This window comes from Sanguibacter sp. Z6_81, assembly GCF_057180625.1.
In genome coordinates this window covers 773,853-787,098 of record NZ_JBXUFV010000001.1, presented here as the reverse complement: position 1 = coordinate 787,098, position 13,246 = coordinate 773,853, and the positions used below count along the sequence as shown (strand labels likewise).

General features: G+C 72.9%; 12 protein-coding genes. 3 read left to right on the top strand and 9 right to left on the bottom strand.

Annotation, left to right across the window (positions count from 1 at the left end):
* Positions 1 to 39 precede the first annotated feature (39 nt).
* Genes kdpC through kdpF form a run of 4 tightly spaced genes read right to left on the bottom strand, consistent with a single transcriptional unit; the run spans position 40 to position 4,595 of the window.
* Positions 40 to 696, bottom strand: coding sequence for a potassium-transporting ATPase subunit KdpC (gene kdpC / locus AC2AXK_RS03730; RefSeq protein ID WP_484343991.1), 657 nt, complete (start codon positions 694 to 696; stop codon positions 40 to 42).
* 1 nt (position 697) lies between these two features.
* On the bottom strand, positions 698 to 2,839 hold the full coding sequence (gene kdpB / locus AC2AXK_RS03725; protein WP_484343990.1) for a potassium-transporting ATPase subunit KdpB: 2,142 nt from the start codon (positions 2,837 to 2,839) through the stop codon (positions 698 to 700).
* Entirely contained in the window at positions 2,836 to 4,500 is a 1,665-nt protein-coding gene (kdpA, locus tag AC2AXK_RS03720) for a potassium-transporting ATPase subunit KdpA (RefSeq protein WP_484343989.1), read from the bottom strand. The genes kdpB and kdpA overlap by 4 nt, the downstream gene beginning before the upstream one ends.
* A complete protein-coding gene (gene kdpF, locus AC2AXK_RS03715; protein WP_484343988.1) occupies positions 4,497 to 4,595 on the bottom strand; it encodes a K(+)-transporting ATPase subunit F in 99 nt (32 codons plus the stop codon). Before kdpF ends, kdpA begins: the two co-directional genes overlap by 4 nt.
* 428 nt (positions 4,596 to 5,023) lie before the next feature.
* Here kdpF and AC2AXK_RS03710 point away from each other — a divergent pair, with 428 nt between their 5' ends.
* On the top strand, positions 5,024 to 6,445 hold the full coding sequence (locus AC2AXK_RS03710) for a TrkH family potassium uptake protein (protein ID WP_484343987.1): 1,422 nt from the start codon (positions 5,024 to 5,026) through the stop codon (positions 6,443 to 6,445).
* 166 nt (positions 6,446 to 6,611) lie between these two features.
* Here the strand turns inward: AC2AXK_RS03710 and AC2AXK_RS03705 are convergent, their stop codons facing one another.
* The 3 genes from AC2AXK_RS03705 to AC2AXK_RS03695 all read right to left on the bottom strand — a co-directional run bounded on the left by AC2AXK_RS03705 (position 6,612) and on the right by AC2AXK_RS03695 (position 8,159).
* Positions 6,612 to 6,995, bottom strand: a complete 384-nt coding sequence (locus tag AC2AXK_RS03705) for a hypothetical protein (RefSeq protein ID WP_484343986.1) — start codon at positions 6,993 to 6,995, stop codon at positions 6,612 to 6,614.
* A gap of 170 nt (positions 6,996 to 7,165) precedes the next feature.
* Entirely contained in the window at positions 7,166 to 7,504 is a 339-nt protein-coding gene (locus tag AC2AXK_RS03700) for a TfoX/Sxy family protein (protein WP_484343985.1), read from the bottom strand.
* Positions 7,505 to 7,547: 43 nt separating this feature from the next.
* Positions 7,548 to 8,159 (bottom strand): YdeI/OmpD-associated family protein, encoded by a 612-nt coding sequence (locus AC2AXK_RS03695; RefSeq protein ID WP_484343984.1) that lies wholly within the window; start codon positions 8,157 to 8,159, stop codon positions 7,548 to 7,550.
* A 66-nt stretch (positions 8,160 to 8,225) separates the two neighbouring features.
* Here AC2AXK_RS03695 and AC2AXK_RS03690 point away from each other — a divergent pair, with 66 nt between their 5' ends.
* Positions 8,226 to 9,341: an acyltransferase family protein gene (locus AC2AXK_RS03690; protein ID WP_484343983.1), complete on the top strand. Its 1,116-nt coding sequence runs from the start codon at positions 8,226 to 8,228 to the stop codon at positions 9,339 to 9,341.
* Positions 9,342 to 9,375: 34 nt separating this feature from the next.
* Here AC2AXK_RS03690 and AC2AXK_RS03685 read toward each other — a convergent pair whose 3' ends face one another.
* Positions 9,376 to 10,071: a nucleotidyltransferase domain-containing protein gene (locus AC2AXK_RS03685; protein ID WP_484343982.1), complete on the bottom strand. Its 696-nt coding sequence runs from the start codon at positions 10,069 to 10,071 to the stop codon at positions 9,376 to 9,378.
* Between the two features lie 91 nt (positions 10,072 to 10,162).
* Here AC2AXK_RS03685 and AC2AXK_RS03680 point away from each other — a divergent pair, with 91 nt between their 5' ends.
* A complete protein-coding gene (locus tag AC2AXK_RS03680) occupies positions 10,163 to 10,777 on the top strand; it encodes a GNAT family N-acetyltransferase (RefSeq protein ID WP_484343981.1) in 615 nt (204 codons plus the stop codon).
* Here AC2AXK_RS03680 and AC2AXK_RS03675 read toward each other — a convergent pair.
* Positions 10,675 to 13,212 (bottom strand): glycosyl hydrolase family 95 catalytic domain-containing protein, encoded by a 2,538-nt coding sequence (locus tag AC2AXK_RS03675; RefSeq protein ID WP_484343980.1) that lies wholly within the window; start codon positions 13,210 to 13,212, stop codon positions 10,675 to 10,677. The genes AC2AXK_RS03680 and AC2AXK_RS03675 overlap by 103 nt on opposite strands.
* Between the last annotated feature and the right edge of the window lie 34 nt (positions 13,213 to 13,246).

Genomic DNA, 13,246 nt, shown 5'->3' with positions numbered 1-13,246 from the left:
ATGGTCACAGCAGCGTCCCGGCTCACGGCAGCATCAGCGTCACGGCGCCATCATGCCCACAGCGACGTTGAGCTCGAGCACGTTGACACGCGGCTCCCCGAGGATCCCGAGGTCGCGGCCGCTCGTGTGGGCCGCGACGAGCTCGCGGACGTCGGCCTCCGGCAGGTCGCGTGCCCGGGCCACCCGCGCCACCTGGGTCGCGGCGTTCGCCGGCGAGATGTGCGGGTCGAGGCCGGAGGCGGAGGCGGTGAGCGCGTCCGGCGGCACGTCCTGCGCCGGGACGCCGGTGTCGACGACGGCCTCGCGGCGCTCGTCGATCATGGCGACGAGGTCCGGGGAGAGCGGGCCGAGGTTCGAGCCCGCGGAGGCGAGGGTGTCGTACCCGTCGCCGGCCATCGAGGGGCGGGGGTGGAACCACTCGTCACCCGCGAAGGACTGGCCGAGGAGCGCGGAGCCGATCACGGCGCCGCCGGTCTCGTCGGGCGAGGTGGCCCGCGAACCGTCGGCCCGCAGGAGCGAGCCGTTCGCCTGCCAGGGCAGGGCGAGCTGGGCGACGGCCGTGACGGTCAGCGGGTACGCCAGGCCGAGCAGCACCGTGAGGACGCCCAGCACGCGCAGGCCGGCGAGGGTCTGCCGGACGAGCGAGAGTCCCGTGAGGCGCCCGCGGACGTCGGGGCGGGTCGAGGTGGTGGTCATGTCAGCCGATCCCGGGGATGAGTGAGACGAACAGGTCGATGATCTTGATGCCGAGGAACGGGGCGACGAGGCCCCCGAGCCCGTAGACGAGCAGGTTGCGCCGGAGCATCACGGACGCCGCGACAGGCCGGTACGCGACCCCCCGCAGGGCGAGCGGGATGAGCACGACGATGATGAGGGCGTTGAAGATGACCGCGGAGAGGATCGCCGACTCCGGGCTCTCCAGCCCCATGACGTTGAGCACCCCGAGCTGGGGGAAGACCACCATGAACATCGCCGGCAGGATCGCGAAGTACTTGGCGACGTCATTGGCGATCGAGAACGTCGTGAGCGAGCCACGGGTGATGAGCAGCTGCTTGCCCACCCGGACGATGTCGATGAGCTTCGTGGGGTCCGAGTCGAGGTCGACCATGTTCCCGGCCTCCTTGGCGGCCGAGGTCCCCGTGTTCATCGCGACGCCGACGTCCGCCTGGGCCAGCGCGGGGGCGTCGTTGGTGCCGTCCCCGGCCATCGCGACGAGCCGGCCACCGGACTGCTCACGCCGGATGTACGCGAGCTTGTCCTCCGGGGTGGCCTCCGCGAGGACGTCGTCGATCCCGGCCTCCGCGGCGATCGCCCGGGCGGTGATCGCGTTGTCGCCGGTGACCATGACCGTGCGGATGCCCATGGCACGCAGCTCGTCGAACCTCTCCCGCAGCCCCTCCTTGACGACGTCCTTGAGGTGGACCACCCCGAGGACGCGTGCCGGGTCGTCACCGACCTGGCGGGCGACGACGAGCGGGGTGCCACCGCTCGCGCTCACGGCATCGACGAGCGCCTGGACCTCGTCCGGCGTGGTGCCCCCGGTGGAGGAGACCCAGGCGCGCACCGCGGACGCGGCGCCCTTGCGGATGCGGACCGTCCTCGGCTCCGCCGCGTCGGCCGCGAGGTCGATGCCGCTCATCCGGGTGGAGGCGCTGAAGGCGACGAGCTCACCCCGGGGCACGGCCCCGTCGTCGGCGAGCGACCCGGGCGAGCGGGAGTCGACGAGCAGGACGATGCTGCGTCCCTCGGGGGTGTCGTCGGCGAGCGACGCCAGGCGGGCCGCCCCGGCGAGCTCGTCCGTGCTGGCTCCGGGTGCGGCGGCGAGGTCGGTGGCCTGCCGGTTGCCGTAGGTGATGGTCCCCGTCTTGTCGAGCAGCAGCACGTCCACGTCGCCCGCCGCCTCGACCGCACGACCGGACATCGCCAGCACGTTGCGCTGCACGAGCCGGTCCATGCCGGCGATCCCGATGGCGGAGAGCAGGGCCCCGATGGTCGTCGGGATGAGGCACACGAGGAGTGCCGTGAGGACGATGAGCGACTGGCGCGAGCCGGAGTACACGGCGAACGGCTGGAGCGTGACGACGGCGAGGAGGAACACGACCGTCAGGGACGTGAGCAGGATGTTCAGCGCGATCTCGTTGGGCGTGCGCTGGCGGGAGGACCCCTCGACGAGCGCGATCATCGTGTCGACGAACGTCGACCCGGCGGGCGCCGTGATCCGCACGACGATGGTGTCGGACAGCACCGTGGTGCCACCGGTCACCGCGCACCGGTCACCGCCGGACTCCCGGATGACCGGCGCGGACTCGCCCGTGATGGCCGACTCGTCCACGGAGGCCGCTCCCTCGACGACGTCCCCGTCGCCGGGGATGGTCTCCCCGGCCCGGACGACGACGAGGTCACCGACCCGCAGCTCGGACGACGGCACGGCCTCCGAGGGCAGGTCAGCGAGCCGCTGACCCCGCGCCCCGTGCGCCTGGTCGGCGGAGACGCGACGAGCGGTGGTCTGCTGCTGGGTGGCGCGCAGGCTCGACGCCTGGGCCCGGCCCCTGCTCTCGGCGACGGACTCGGCGAGCGTCGCGAACAGCAGGGTCGCCCACAGCCACACGACGATCGACACGGCGAACACGGACGGGTCGAGGACGGCGAGCACCGTGGTGAGGACCGCCCCCACCTCGACGACGAGCATGACGGGGGAGGCAGCGAGCGCCCGTGGGTCGAGCTTGCGGACGGCGCCGGGCAGCGCGGCCCGCAGGCTCGTCCACGTGAGGGTGCTCGTGGACTGCCGCGGCAGCGGCAGCGGTGGTGCGTCGGGAGGGTTGAGCGTCGATGCGGTCATGACAGGGACTCCACGATCGGGCCGAGGGACAGGACGGGGATGAAGGTGAGACCCACGACGACGAGCGTGACGCTCGCGAGGAGCCCGACGAACACGGGCTGGTGGGTCGCGAGCGTGCCGGCGGTCGGCGGCACGCTCGTCTGGGAGGCCAGGCGTCCGGCGAGAGCGAGGACGAGGACGATGGGGATGAAGCGTCCCGCGAGCATCGCGACCCCGAGCAGCGTGTTGTAGAACGGGGTCGCCGTGGTCAGCCCGGCGAACGCCGACCCGTTGTTGTTGCTCGCGGACGCCAGCGCGTAGAGCACCTCGGACAGCCCGTGGGGCCCGGCCTCCTGGATGCCCGCCTGGCCCGCGGGGAGCGCGACGGCGAGGGCCGTCCCGGCGAGGACGAGCGCCGGCATCGTGAGGATGTACAGCGCGACGAGCGTCATCTCCTGGCGCCCGATCTTCTTGCCGAGGTACTCGGGCGTCCGCCCGACCATGAGCCCGGCGACGAACACCGCGACGATGGCAAGGACGAGCATCCCGTAGAGACCGCTGCCCACGCCGCCGGGCGCGACCTCCCCGAGGAGCATGTTGAACAGGACGAGCCCGCCACCGGGTGCGGTGAAGGAGTCGTGCATCGCGTTGACCGCACCGGTGGACGTCCCGGTCGTGGCCGCACCGAACAGCGCGGAGCCCGCGGTGCCGAAGCGGACCTCCTTGCCCTCCATCGCGGCGCCCGCCGCCTGTGCGGCGAGCCCCGGTCCGCTCATCTCGGCCCACGTGAGGAGCGCGAGGGAACCGAGCCACAGCGTCGACATCACGGCGAGGACGGCCCAGCCCTGGCGGGTGTCGCGGACCATGAGGCCGAACGCCCGCGGCAGCGCGGAGGGGATGAGGAGGATGAGGAAGATCTCCAGGAGGTTGCTCAGCGGGCTCGGGTTCTCCAGGGGGTGCGCCGAGTTGGCGTTGAAGAACCCGCCGCCGTTGGTGCCGAGCTCCTTGATGGCCTCCTGGGAGGCGACCGGTCCACCGAGGACGCTCTGCGTCCCCCCGGTGAGTGTCTGTGCGGCCGTGTGGCCGTCGAGGTTCTGGATGACGCCGGTCGCGACGAGCGCGAGCGCGCCGAGGAAGGCGAGCGGCAGGAGCACCCGGACGCAGGTCCGTGTGAGGTCGGACCAGAAGTTCCCGATCCTGGCGTCGGTGCCCGCGCGCTGGAAACCGCGGACGAGGGCCACGGCCACCGCGATGCCGACGGCGGCGGACACGAAGTTCTGCACGGCCAGGCCGGCCATCTGCAGCAGATGCCCTGCGGCGCTCTCACCGGAGTACCACTGCCAGTTGGTGTTCGTCACGAACGAGACGGCAGTGTTCCAGGCCCCGGCGGGGTCGAACGGCGCCATCCCGAGGTCGAGGGGCAGCAGGTGCTGCAGCCGGCCCAGCCCGTAGAGGACGAGCAGCGACGCGAGCGAGAAGCCCAGCAGGGAGAACGCGTACGAGGTGGACCGCTGCTCGGCGTCGGGGTCCACCCGCATGAGGCGGTAGCCGAGACGCTCGACGCGCAGGTGCGTGCCGGACGTGTAGACGTGCGCGAGGTAGGCGCCCAGGGGCCGGTGGACGAGGGCGAGCAGGACGAGGAGCAGGGCGATCTGCGCGACCGCCGCAGCGACCGGGCTCATCGGTCACCCCCGCGGTCGGGGCGCAGCAGCGCTCGCAGGAGGTAGCCGAGCAGGACGACGGCGAGGACGAGCCCCACCCAGTCCTCGCCGCTCACGACCGGTCCTGTCGGCGGTCGGTGCGGGCGAGGACCCGCATGCTGGCTGCGAGGGCGGCGAAGCTCGCCACGGTACACACGATGAAGGCCGCGTCGGCCATAGGAGTGATGCCTTCGAACGTCGGTCGGACGTCGGTGGACGCCGGCGCACCACGGGCGGGGCGCAGACCTGTTCTATGCCCGCTCCACGCCCCTGCCGACCTCTCTTGACGCGACCTTGACGCCGGTACCGCAGCCTTGACGCACCTCTGACGCCGCGGCACTGGCCCGCCCAGGAGAGGAGCTGTGGGGCTGCCGCCGGTTCGCCGTCAAGGTTGCGTCAAAGTTTGCGTGGGGAGCCACGGATCCCCGTCCTGCGCCCCGTCCGAGCGCTAGCGTGACACGCGCCTCTCCGCCGGAGCGGGCACGTCCTCTGGAGCCTGCTCACCATGCACGGTCTCGTGCCACCACTCACGCTGCTGCGGCGGCCCACCCGGCCGATCCCGAGAGGCAGCGCCCGCGTCGCCTCGCCGCGCAGCTCGCACCCGGGCCGCCGACGTCGGCCCGGGCAGCTCGTCGCGGCCGGGTTCCTCGCCGCCATCGGCGTCGGCACGGCCTTCCTGCTCCTGCCCGTCGCGAGCGCGGAGCGGGGCGCGACCGTGCTCGAGGCCCTGTTCACCGCGACGTCGGCCGTGTGCGTCACCGGGCTGATCGTCGTCGACACGGCGACGCACTGGAGCGCGTTCGGGCAGGTCGTCGTCCTCGTGCTCATCCAGGTGGGCGGGTTCGGCATCATGACGCTCGCGTCCCTGCTCGGGCTCCTGATCTCCCGGCGGCTCGGGATCAGCACCCGGCTCGTCAGCGCCTCCGCGACGCGCACCGTCGGCCTCGGCGACGTCCGGTTCGCGCTCCTGGGCATCGGCGCAGTGACCGTCGTCGTCGAGGCGGGGACAGCCCTCGTGCTCACCGGTCGGTTTGCTGGCGAGTACGGGGAACCGCTCGGCAGGGCCGTCTGGCTCGGCGTCTTCCACTCCGTCTCCGCGTTCAACAACGCCGGGTTCGCCCTCTACCCGGACAACCTCGTGGGCTTCGCGACCGATGCGTGGATCAGCCTGCCGATCGTCGCCGCCGTCGTCATCGGCGGCATCGGGTTCCCCGTCCTGCTCGAGGTCTGGCGCACACCCCGGCGGCCCCGCCGGTGGAGCCTGCACACGAAGATCACCCTGACGATGACGGCGGTGTTCCTCGTCGGGGGCGGCGCGTTCGTCACCGTCGCGGAATGGGCGAACCCCGGGACGCTGGGCCCGATGAGCGTGCCCGGCAAGCTGCTCGCCGGGTTCTTCCAGGGGGCGATGCCGCGCACGGCGGGCTTCAACAGCGTGGACATCGCCGCCATGAACAACGGCACGTGGTTGGGGTCGGACATCCTCATGTTCGTCGGGGGCGGCAGCGGTGGCACGGCCGGAGGCATCAAGATCACGACCTTCACGGTGCTGCTCGTCGTCATCTGGGCGGAGCTGCGGGGCGACCCGGACGCCGTGGTCTTCGACCGCCGCATCGCGCCCACCGCCCAGCGGCAAGCCCTCGCCGTGGCGCTCCTGGGGGTGGCGGCCGTAGCGCTCCCGACGATCCTCCTCACGATGACGTCGCCGTTCACCTCGGACGAGGTGCTCTACGAGGTCGTGTCGGCTTTTGCCACCGTCGGGCTCTCCACCGGCATCACCGCCAGCCTGGACGGCTGGCAGCAGCTGGTGCTCTGCGCACTGATGTTCATCGGACGGCTCGGTCCCGTGGCACTCGGCACCTCCCTCGCCCTGCGGGACAAGCAGCGGCTCATCCGGTTGCCGGAGAGCGCGCCGATCGTCGGGTGAGCGCAGTGCAGTGAGGTGCAGCGAGGTGGCACGGGCGCTCGGGATCAGGCACGGTCGAGACGCGCGACGCTCGGCCGTCGCAGGCCCTGCGCCTGCATCGCGACCGCGGCGAGGCGTTGCACTGCCCAGAGGCTAAGGACGTTGTCCAGAGCATCCGCTCTTGTGCTCACAGCCGGGAAACCGGCCGGTTCTGGGCCGCGTCAGCAGCCGCAGTGGCTGCCACGGCGACCATCGCCATGGCGATGACAGCGGACATCCAGCCGAGCACCCGAGGTCCCGCGTCACCCACGCCGCTTCCCATCGCCGCGATGATGCTCAGACCAGCGACCCCGAAGAGCCACGACATCACCAGCACCGAGACCCGGGGCACCATCGCGACCACAGCCAACGCCAGCACGGAAAGACCGAGACCACCCATATGCACCGGCGCAAACCGCTCGTCCAGTGTTCCATCGCCCGCATACGCCCAGGCGCCACTCGTCGAACTCAGCGCGATCGCGGCGAGGGCCGCCGGTCGGCGTCCTCGTTCAGCACACGTGGTCAAAGACATGGCGAACCCTTCATGCAGCTACACGTCGGCGAGGAGCATCGCCGGTGCCAATCGGGGAAAAGACGCTCCAGCGGGCATCCCGGACAACGAACGTTCCCACTACAGCCAGACCTGCGGCAAGGATGAGGGACCAATTTTCGACTCGAACTACCGCGTGGGCTCCGGGACGGTCAGCGGGTGTGCCGTCGAGCGCCCTCCGCGCCGACCGCCACCCAGAAGCCCAGCTGGTCGTCGGCGGCGACCCCCTCCGGGGAGACGGTGATCCACCCCCGGCCCATCGGTCGCTCGGCCCCCATGACGGCCGCCCTGGCACCGGGGACGACGACGAGCTCGTCGTACCGGGACGGGTCGCACCGCACGAGCAGGTCGCCGGACGGACCGGCCGCGACGACCATCGCGTCGTCGACCATGAACGACAACCCGCCGAACATCTTCACCTCACGCAGCGTGCGGGCGGCTGGCAGGACCGCTCGCACGCGGTCGGCCAACGCGTCTTGCTCTGCGGTCATGTCTCGCTCCGTCCTGTGCGGTCGCGCTCTGGTTCTCGTGACCCTACGGCTCCCCGGGGTCTCCCGGCATCGCCGGTTCCGTACCCCCGTCAGCGTCCAGCCGGGCGACGGCCGTCCGCACACGCTCGGCGCGTGCGGTGGCACTCGGTGCGGTGAGGACCCGGTGGATGATCGCGTACCTGTCCGACCGGGAGAGGCTGGCAAACCGCGCGACCGCAGCAGCAGACGTGTCGAGCGCCCGCTGGAGGTCCTCCGGTGCCTCGGCCGATGCCGGCCCGGGATACGCCCGGTCCCAGCGCCCGTCGGCCTTCGCCCGGTCGACCTCCGCGAGCCCGCGGGGACGCATCCGCCCGGACTCGACGAGCTCAGCCACGAAGCCCACGTTGCGCTGCGACCAGATGGACGACGCCCGGCGGGGCGTGAAGCGCTGCAGGAACGTCGTGGCATCGCGGGCGTTGCGGCGCCCGTCGATCCACCCGCTGCACAAAGCCTCCTCCAGCGCCTCGGCATAGGTGAGCGACGTCGGCTCGGTGACGCCCTTCTTCGCGAGGACGAGGCTCACACCGTCCGACGAGTGCTCGTGGGCGTCGAGCCAGGCGCGCCACGCACGGACGTCGGGCACGACGAGGAGGTCGGACGGCTGCGCGTTCTCCATAGGACGAGCCTCCCACCCCGGGCGGTCAGGGGCTGTCCGCTGGCGCGCTGTGCAAAGATCCTCCCCGTGAGCGCCCCCTCCAGCGCCGGCGCCGCACCCCTCCCCGCCGAGCCTCCCGCCGCCGAGCCACCCGCGGTCGTCCGCACCGCCTGGTACGACGTCGCAAAAGCCCTGGCGATCGTCCTCGTCGTGCTCCACCACGCGTGCACGGCGACGACCGCGTACCTCGTGCCCGGCCGCGACGACGTCGCCCTCACGGTGATCACCGGGTTCTCCTCGGCACTCCTGCCCGTCCGGATGCCCTTGTTCTTCCTCGTCTCCGGGCTGCTCGCGGCACGTGCGCTCAGCCGCCCCTGGGGCGCGGTCCTGCGACCACGCGTCGCGCACCTGCTGTGGCCGTTCCTCCTGTGGAGCGTCCCGCTCGCTCTCGTCGTCGCCCTCGCCCGGGAGCCCTCCCGGCCCTGGGCGGGCTTCCTCGCGATCCTCGCGGACGCCGCCGCGCTCGGCGGCGGCTACTGGTACCTCCCGGCGCTCGTCGTGTTCTTCGTCGCCGCCCGGCTCATGCGCGCGCGCTGCTCCTGGGCCCTCGCCGTCACCCTCGCTGCGCTCCTCGCCGCGCCGTTCCTCACGGCCTGGGGAGACGGGCACCTCCCCGGGCCCGTGGCGACGACCGGTGCGCGCTGGTCGCTCACGGCCTTCTGGTTCATGGCCGGGTGCTTCGGCGGTGCGGTCGTCGAGCGCGTCGCTCGGCTCCCCCGGCGGGCGACCGTCACCCTCGGAGGCTGGGCCTTCGTGGGCGGCACGCTCCTGCTCGGCAGCGACGCGGCGGGGTCCGTCTGGCGCCCCGTCCTCACCGTCGTCGGGCTCGTGACGATGATCGTCCTCAGCGTCGGCCTCAGCGCCGGCTGCGCCGGGGTGGCCCGGTACGTCGCCGCCCGGACCCTGCCCGTGTACCTCGTCCACCCGGTGCTCATCCACCTCGTCGTCCTCGCGGTGCACCTCGCCCCCGACGGGCTCCTCGCGGACCCGGTCGCCGGGTTCGTCGTCGTCCTGACGGTCCCGGCGCTCGCCGTCCTCGGCGTCGCGCTGCCGCTGCGGCTCGCGGACACGGTGCTGCGTCGGGCGCCGTGGCTCCTCGTCCCGCCCCGGCGCACGGTGTTGTCGCCCGCGGTATCGCACTGACGCCGGAGCCGTCAGAGACGTCGGCCGCCGCCGGTCACCCTCGCACGAACCCGTCCTGCAGGCGGCCTCCGACCGTCTCGAGCTCGGCCCGCACCGCGTCCGCGAAGGCGTGGGCGTCGTCGGCGAGGAAGGCGGTCGCGAGCCGCTCGGCCCGCACGGGATTCCACTCGCGCAGCCGACGGGCCTGGTACTTCCCGGCTCCGATCCATCGGTGGTCGCTGAGCAGCAGCAGGGTCGTGATCTTCTCGAGGAGGACGCCAGCGACGATGCGCTGCTCGAGGGGGTCGGTGGCGTCGACGAGGTCGTCGAGCAGGTCGGTGACGACGTACCGCAGCATGTCCAGGTCGTGTGCGGCCGGCGTGGGACCGGCGTCGATGACCGGCTGCCACGTGGCGCGCAGCGCGTCGAGCTCGGTACCGCCCCGGATCGCGACGCCCTCGAGGAGCATGTGGACGATGACGGGACGGAACTGCGCGACGCGGGACCGCGCCCACTCCTCGAACCCCGCGGGCGTGTACGCGAACACCTCGAACACCTCGCCGTCGAACGCGTGCGTCTCCGCTCGGCTGTCGGCCGCCGGCTCGAACATCGTCTCGGGGCCGACGATGAGCAGGTCGATGTCGCTCGTCGCCGTCCGGGTGCCGCGCGACGTGCTGCCGGCGAGGACCACAGTGGTGGCCTGCGGGTACTGCTTCTCGACGAACCGGCGGGCGACCGACAGGTGATCCATGCGTCGATGCTAGTGACCACGCTGCCAGCTGCGCCCCCGGCTCTTCGGCCACCTCTGGCGCCCGCGGCGACGCACGGTCTAACGTGAACTGGTGCCAGCCACCGCCCGAGAGGTCCGGACGCTCCTCGCGCGCGCCTACCAGGACGACCCCCTCATGGCATGGATCTTCCCGGACGCGGACCTCCGACCCCATGCGACGTCGGCGTGGCTGGGCCTGTTCGTCGAGGAGTACCTCGAGCACCATCACGTCGACGTGCTCCGCACGGACGGGCAGCTCGCGGCCGCCGCTGCGTGGCGTCTGCCCGGGGACCCGGTCGCCGTCCCAGCGCTCCCGAGCACCTCCGGCCTGCTCGCCGCGCTCGTGGGGACGGAGCGCGCGCGGCACGTCGGGCAGGCCCTGTCGGGCCTTCGCCGCTTCACGCCGGACGAGCCCCACGCCTATCTCAACCTCCTCGCCGTGGACCCCGACCGTCAGCGCAGTGGCCTGGGCAGGAGCGTCCTGGCGCCCGGGTTCGCTCGCGCTGCGGCCACCGGGCTCGCCGTCCACCTCGAGACCGCTGATCCCGGGGCCGCACTCTTCTACGACGCGCTCGGTCTCACACGTCAGGGGCGGCTCGTCGTCACGGACGGGGGCCCGACGTTCGAGATCTTCGGAGGAACGGTCCCCGGCTCGGTCCGTCCGTCGGGGAACGCCACCGTCACCTGACGCCCCGCGGGCACCGCGACCCGCACCGTCGTGGCGCCCGACCGCACGTCGACCATCGTGTCGCGCACGGCACCGAGGGTCACGCGTTCTGGTCGCCCCGCCGCCCAGTCCACATCCACGGTCAACCCGCCCCGTGCGCGCAAACCCCTGACCGAACCGTCAGGCCACGGGCACGCCGGGAGGACGTGGACCTCGCGGACGCCGTCGGGACCCACGCGGTGGGCCTGCACGAGCGCCTCGGCGATCGCTGCGGTGATACCGAAGTTCCCGTCGATCTGGAACGGCGGGTGGGCGCAGAGCATCGTCCGGTGGGCGCCACCCACCTCTCCGGGGGCGACGGCGTCCGGCCCGGACTCCCCGAGTGCCCCGGGCGGTGCGTCGACGGGGTGGAGGGCCGCCCGGACGCTCCGAGCGACACCGTCGGCGTCCTGGAGGCGTGCCCACAGCGCGGTGCGCCACGCGAGCGACCAGCCCGTCGAGTGCGGGCCGCGCTCGACGAGCGTCCGGGACGCGGCAACTGCGAGCTCCGGTGCGGTGTCCGGGTCGATCGTCGTGCCCGGGAACACCCCGTAGAGGTGAGACTGGTGCCGGTGCCCGGGTTCCGCGTCGGCGACGTCCGTCGACCACTCCGCGAGCCGCCCGTCGGGGGCGACCCGCTCGGCGGGCAGGCGCTCGAGAGCCGCCACGGCGGCGGCGGCCACCTCGTCGTCCCCCGGTCGGGCGTAACCCTCCCGGGTGGCGACCGGCGCGAGGTCCCGGACCTGCGCGAGGAGCCCGCGGACGATCGCGAGGTCCGCGGTGGTGCTCTCGTCGAGTGCCGCGCGCGTGCCGTCGGGCAGGAGGTAGGTGTTCTCCGGGCTCGTCGAGGGCGACGTGCCGAGGGTGCCGTCGCCGCGCTCGACGAGCCAGGCGAGCACGAACCTCGCCGCCTCGACGACCACCGGCCACCCGTCCGCCAGGACCGAGGTGTCCCCCGTGACGTCGACGTGGTCCCCGACGTGCTGGGACAGCCACGCGCCGGCCATGGGCCAGAACGACCACGACGGTTCCTCGTTCCCGTCGCCGGTCGGCAGGCAGAAGCCCCAGGGGTCGGCGTTGTGGTGCGCCGTCCAGCCCGGCAGCCCGTAGAGCTCGCGGGCCGCCACGGCGCCGCGGCGCGCGAGGACCGGCAGGAACGCCAGGAGCGGCTCGTGGCACTCCGCCAGCCCCGTGACGAGCGCCGGCCAGTAGTTCATCTCCGTGTTGATGTTCAGCGTGTAGTTCGCGTGCCACGGCGGGTCGAGCCGCTCGTTCCAGATGCCCTGGAGGTTCGAGGGCAGGCCGCCGGGGCGCGACGAGGCGACGAGCAAGTAGCGCCCGACGTCGAACGCCAGGGCGGCGAGGTCCGGGTCGTCCTCGCCGCGTGCGACCGCCTCGAGACGCTCCTGCGTGGTGCCCTGACGGGGTGCGCCCAGATCCAGCGCGACCCGGTCCATGAGCTCCCGGTGGTCAGCGACGTGGCGTTCCCTCAGATGGCACACGAGGCGTCCCGCGTCCGGCACGCGGTCTCCCGGGTCCCCCGGGACGGCAGAGCGCAGGGTGCTGAACACCGCGTCCTGCAGGACTCCGACGTCACCGTGGAGCGCCGTCACGCCCCGCGTGTGGTCGGTCGCGGTCGTGAGGAGGACGACCGTCCTCGTCGCTCCGGTGACGCGCACCTCGCCGTCCACGGTGGCGACGTCGCCGTCGCTGACGACCGTCGTCCCCACCACGGCGAGCACGCCCGCGCCCTCGTACCGCACGGGCTGCGTCGAGCCCGGGGGCCACGACGGCGTCGAGTGGGTGGGCATCTGCACGACGGCGAGGACCACGTCGCCCGCGTGGTCCGCGGCCGCCGGTGCTGCTACCCATGGGTGCGGTGATGTGAGCCGGACCGTGAGGTCCGCCGGGACCGACGTGCGCCGCTCGACGACGAGGACGTCGTCGGGGTGGCTCACGAGGACGTCCTGCTCGTGGCGCACGCCGTCGTCCGAGACCCACGCGTGGTGCGCGACGCCGTCGCGCAGGTCGAGCGTCCGTGCGTAGCCGGAGACCGCGCCCGGCGTGCTGCTGAGAACGAGGTCGACGAGCGGCTGGTACGCCTCGGGGTTGCCGCTCTGCACGGCCCGGACGTGGTCCTCCGCGGCGGCGACGTCCCCGGCGGCGAGCGCCGCCCGCGCAGCTGCGACCCGCCCGGGTCCGCCGCCCGGCCCGGCGAGCGGCGCGACGTCACCGCGGCCCGGTCCACCGGTCCAGCACGTCTCGTCGTTCACCTGGATGCGCTCACGGCCGGTGTGGCCGAACACCATCGCGCCGATCCGGCCGTTGCCCACGGGCAGCGCGTCCGTCCACTGCCGGGCGGGTGCGTCGAGCCTGACCAGCCGGTGCGGCGTCCCGACGCTCTCGTCGATGCTCACGTGCCCCATGCCTGCACAACCACCTCTCGCGCGC

Coding starts and splice junctions, on each gene's coding strand:
- kdpC (WP_484343991.1), bottom strand. CDS start 696: ATGACCACCACCTCGACCCGCCCCGACGTCCGCGGGCGCCTCACGGGA.
- kdpB (WP_484343990.1), bottom strand. CDS start 2,839: ATGACCGCATCGACGCTCAACCCTCCCGACGCACCACCGCTGCCGCTG.
- kdpA (WP_484343989.1), bottom strand. CDS start 4,500: ATGAGCCCGGTCGCTGCGGCGGTCGCGCAGATCGCCCTGCTCCTCGTC.
- AC2AXK_RS03710 (WP_484343987.1), top strand. CDS start 5,024: ATGCACGGTCTCGTGCCACCACTCACGCTGCTGCGGCGGCCCACCCGG.
- AC2AXK_RS03705 (WP_484343986.1), bottom strand. CDS start 6,995: ATGTCTTTGACCACGTGTGCTGAACGAGGACGCCGACCGGCGGCCCTC.
- AC2AXK_RS03700 (WP_484343985.1), bottom strand. CDS start 7,504: ATGACCGCAGAGCAAGACGCGTTGGCCGACCGCGTGCGAGCGGTCCTG.
- AC2AXK_RS03695 (WP_484343984.1), bottom strand. CDS start 8,159: ATGGAGAACGCGCAGCCGTCCGACCTCCTCGTCGTGCCCGACGTCCGT.
- AC2AXK_RS03685 (WP_484343982.1), bottom strand. CDS start 10,071: ATGGATCACCTGTCGGTCGCCCGCCGGTTCGTCGAGAAGCAGTACCCG.